The 4,091-nt window shown below is 66.6% G+C and carries 3 protein-coding genes and 1 pseudogene; 2 read left to right on the top strand and 2 right to left on the bottom strand.

All coding sequences use genetic code 11. The annotated features are described in order from the left end of the window. Positions 1-68 precede the first annotated feature (68 nt). Together ACRDU5_RS16045 and gabT are read right to left on the bottom strand one after the other, a co-directional pair. Positions 69-1,502 carry a gamma-aminobutyraldehyde dehydrogenase gene (locus ACRDU5_RS16045; protein WP_526615618.1) on the bottom strand — a complete coding sequence of 478 codons (1,434 nt, stop codon included), beginning with the start codon at positions 1,500-1,502 and terminating at the stop codon, positions 69-71. A 19-nt stretch (positions 1,503-1,521) separates the two neighbouring features. Next, a complete protein-coding gene (gene gabT / locus ACRDU5_RS16040; protein WP_526615616.1) occupies positions 1,522-2,862 on the bottom strand; it encodes a 4-aminobutyrate--2-oxoglutarate transaminase in 1,341 nt (446 codons plus the stop codon). A 307-nt stretch (positions 2,863-3,169) separates the two neighbouring features. Between gabT and yajC the strand changes: the two genes are divergently transcribed. Then, positions 3,170-3,529, top strand: coding sequence for a preprotein translocase subunit YajC (gene yajC, locus ACRDU5_RS16035; RefSeq protein WP_526615615.1), 360 nt, complete (start codon positions 3,170-3,172; stop codon positions 3,527-3,529). 73 nt (positions 3,530-3,602) lie between these two features. Continuing rightward, positions 3,603-4,091: pseudogene (locus tag ACRDU5_RS16030) on the top strand (protein translocase subunit SecD); the annotation flags it as partial.

Raw genomic sequence — 4,091 nt, 5'->3', positions numbered from 1 at the left:
AAATAGCATTCCTGGCTGTGGTTTTCGCGCTCCGTCACGACCAGGAATGCTATTTCGCGAGGAAGTAACTAGCCCGTAAAGGCCATTACGTGCTTGATGCGGGTGTAGTCCTCCAGGCCGTACATCGACAGGTCCTTGCCGTGACCCGACGACTTGTAACCACCGTGCGGCATTTCGGCGACCAGCGGGATGTGAGTATTGATCCACACACAACCGAAGTCCAGTGCCGCCGACACCCGCAGCGCCCGCGACACGTCCTTGGTCCACACCGATGACGCCAGCCCGTACTCGGTGCCGTTGGCCCATGCGATCGCCTCGTCCTCGTCGGAGAACGACTGCACGGTGATCACCGGGCCGAAGATCTCCTCTTGGATGAGCCGGTCGTCCTGCAACAGACCCCCGATGACCGTCGGTTCGACATAGAAACCCTTGTCGCCCTGGCGTTGTCCGCCGGTGGCGACCTTGGCGTGCGACGGCACGTCGGAGAAGAAGGACAGCACCCGCTCCATCTGGTTGACGTTGTTCACCGGCGGCACCCAGGCGTCCTCGTCGTCTGCCGGCTTGCCGTACGTCGTCGCCGCACCCTTGGCCTGTTCGGTCAGCGCATCGGTCAGATCGGAAGCCACCGCCGCGCGGGCGAGGACCCGGGTCGCGGCGGTGCAGTCCTGGCCGGCGTTGAAGTAGCCCGCGGCCGCGATTCCCTCTGCGGCGGCGTCGATGTCGCTGTCGTCGAAGACGATCACCGGCGCCTTGCCGCCGAGTTCCAGATGCGTGCGCTTCAGATTGCCGCCGGCGCTTACCGCCACGGCGCGCCCCGCGGCGATCGAACCGGTGATCGACACCATCTCCGGGGTGGGATGCGCGACGACTGCGGCGCCGGTGTTGCGGTCGCCGCAGACCACGTTGAGCACGCCCGGTCCGAAGTGCTTGGCCGCGATCTCGGCGAGCATCACCGTCGTCACCGGGGTGGTGTCGCTGGGCTTGATCACCACGGTGTTGCCGGCCGCGATGGCGGGACAGAACTTCCAGATCGCCATCATCATCGGGTAGTTCCAGGGCGAAACCTGCCCGATGACTCCCACCGGCTCGCGCCGGATCCACGATGTGTGGTTTTCCATGTACTCGCCGGCCGACTTGCCTTCCAACATCCTTGCCGCGCCGGCGAAGAACCGGATCTGGTCGACCATCGGCGGGATCTCTTCGGCCATCGTCACGTGATTGGGCTTGCCGGTGTTGCGGCCCTCGGCCTCGACCAGCGCCTGCGCGTTCTTCTCGACGTCGGCGGCGAAGTCGAGCATCGCCTTCTGCCGGTGTGACGGAGTGGTGCGTTTCCAGTCGGCGAAGGCCTTGGACGCCGCCGCGTAGGCGTTGTCGATGTCCTGCTCGTTGGACACCGGCGCGGTGGCGTATTCCTCACCGGTGGTCGGGTCGACCAGCGGCATGGTCGCCCCGCTGACGGAGTCGACGAGCTCGCCGCCGATGAAATTCTGAACGTTTGTCATGTCGGTCAGCTCCTGTTCGCTAGAGGTCGGCGAGTGTTTGGGCCAGAACGTCGAGGCCTTCGGTGAGAAGGTCGTCGCTGATGGTCAATGGGGGCAGGAAGCGGACCACGTTGCCGTAGGTCCCGCAGGACAGCACGATCACGCCCGCCTTGTGACATCCCACGGCCAGCTTCATGGTCAGCTCACCGTCGGGCTCCGTGCTGCCGGACTTGACCAGTTCCATGGCGATCATCGCGCCGCGGCCACGCACGTCACCGATGCGGTCGTCTTCCGCCTGCAGCCGGTGCAGCCGGTCCTTCATCAGCTGCTCGATCTGGCGTGCCCGCTGCACCAGGCCGTCGGCTTCGATGGTCGCGATGGTGGCCAGCGCCGCCGCGCAGGCGACCGGATTTCCGCCGTAGGTACCGCCCAGCCCGCTGACGTGCGGGGCATCCATCATCTCGGCGCGGCCGGTGACCGCCGACAACGGCAGCCCGTCGGCGATGCCCTTGGCGGTGACGATCAGGTCGGGCTCGATGCCCTCGTGCTCGCAGGCGAACATCGCGCCGGTGCGGGCGAATCCGGTCTGCACCTCATCGGCGATGAACACGACGTCGTTCTGCCGGCTCCAGTCCAGCAGCGTGGGCAGGAAGCCGTCGGCCGGGACGATGAATCCGCCCTCGCCCTGGATCGGTTCGATGATCAGCGCTGCCAGGTTGTCGGCGCCGACCTGCTTGTCGATGACGTTGATGGCGCGGCGGGCGGCCAGTTCGCCGTCGGTGGCCAGCTCCTTGCCGAATTCGGCGTCGCGGAACGGGTAGGACAGCGGCGCGCGATAGATCTCCGGCGCGAACGGCCCGAAACCGTGCTTGTACGGCATCGACTTCGCGGTCAGAGCCATGGTCAGGTTGGTGCGGCCGTGGTAAGCGTGGTCGAACGACACCACCGCCGGCTTGCGGGTGTAGGTCCTGGCGATCTTGACCGCGTTCTCCACCGCCTCCGACCCGGAGTTGAACAGCGCCGAGCGCTTCTGGTAGCCGCCGGGGGTGAGGCGATTGAGCTGTTCGGCGACGGCGACGTACTCCTCGTAGGGCGTGATCATGAAACAGGTGTGGGTGAAGTCTGCGACCTGCTCGCGCACCGCTTCGACGACGCGGGGCGAGGCATTGCCGACGGTGGTGACGGCGATCCCCGAGCCGAGGTCGATCAGCCGGTTGCCGTCCACGTCTTCGACGATGCCGCCGCCGGCGCGTGCGGCATAGACCGGCATGGTGTTGCCGATACCGCGGGACACCGCGGCGGCCTTGCGGTCGATCAAAGCCTCCGACTTGGGGCCGGGGATGGCGGTGGCCAGGTAGCGGCTCTGTTCGAGGGTGCTCACATCTGACTCCTGCGGGGTGGCAGCGCGGCGTGTGCGTCGCGCTCCGAGCCTAGTCGGAGAAGCCCTCGCGCGACCGGAATCCTCGGTCAGATCCGGAATCCACCATGGATTGCGTACGCAGGACCGCAGATTCATGCGCATTCGGTAGGGCGAGAAGCCCTGGTTCGAACCCGCGGTCGAGTACGCCCCTCGCTAGCCGCACTCGGCCGTCAGCTGCCGCAATGGCACACTGGTCAACTGAGAGGCCCCGTGACCCATCCGTCCGGGAGCCGTCAACGCAAGACCGACACGAAAGATAGTTGCTGCGATGGATCTGGTTGTCTTCCTACCTTTACTCATAATCCTGGGCGCGTTCATGTACTTCGCGTCGCGGCGGCAGAAGAAAACGATGCAAGCCACCATCGACCTGCACAACTCGCTGCAGATCGGGGACCGCGTGCACACCACGTCGGGCCTGGAGGCAACCATCACCGGCATCACCGACGACGACGTCGACCTGGAGATCGCCCCCGGCGTCGTGACCACCTGGATGAAGCTCGCCATCCGGGACCGCATGACCGACGACCTCGATGAGGGCGCCGACGACGCCGATGACGCCTCCGAGCCCTCGTCGAGCGCGACCGAGATCACGGAGAGCACCGATCCGAACCGCCTGCCCAAAGACTGACCGTCGCCAGTCCCAGCACCGGCACGTACCCTTTGCGGTGCTGACGAATTGATCTCGAGGAGACCCAAGAAACGTGGCATCGCCTTCGACGCCGGTGCACCCTGCCCGCTACCTGGCCTTCTTCCTGGCGCTACTGATCGGCGTGTACCTGTTGGTCTTCCTCACCGGAGACAAGCAGGCCAAGCCCAAATTGGGCATCGACCTGCAGGGCGGCACCCGTGTCACGCTTACCGCGCGCACGCCTGACGGTTCGGCGCCCACCGGCGAGGCGTTGGCCCAGGCCCAGGAGATCATCACCGCTCGGGTGAACGGTCTGGGCGTCTCCGGTTCCGAGGTGGTGATCGACGGCGACAACCTGGTGATCACGGTGCCCGGCACCGAAGGCAGCGAGGCCCGCAACCTGGGCCAGACGGCGCGGCTGTACATCCGCCCGGTGGTGCACGCGATTCCCGCCCAGCCGGCTGGTCAGAACGGGCAGCCGCCCGGCTCCCCGCAAGGCGGCCAGCCGCAGGCCCCAGCAGGCCAGCCGGGGGCGCCGCTTGTCCCGCCGCCGGCCCCGGAG

The sequence above is a fragment of the Mycobacterium sp. genome (genome assembly GCF_050701515.1).
Taxonomy (GTDB): domain Bacteria; phylum Actinomycetota; class Actinomycetes; order Mycobacteriales; family Mycobacteriaceae; genus Mycobacterium.
This window is presented reverse-complemented; position numbering and strand designations above follow the sequence as displayed.

Coding starts and splice junctions, on each gene's coding strand:
- ACRDU5_RS16045 (WP_526615618.1), bottom strand. CDS start 1,502: ATGACAAACGTTCAGAATTTCATCGGCGGCGAGCTCGTCGACTCCGTC.
- yajC (WP_526615615.1), top strand. CDS start 3,170: ATGGATCTGGTTGTCTTCCTACCTTTACTCATAATCCTGGGCGCGTTC.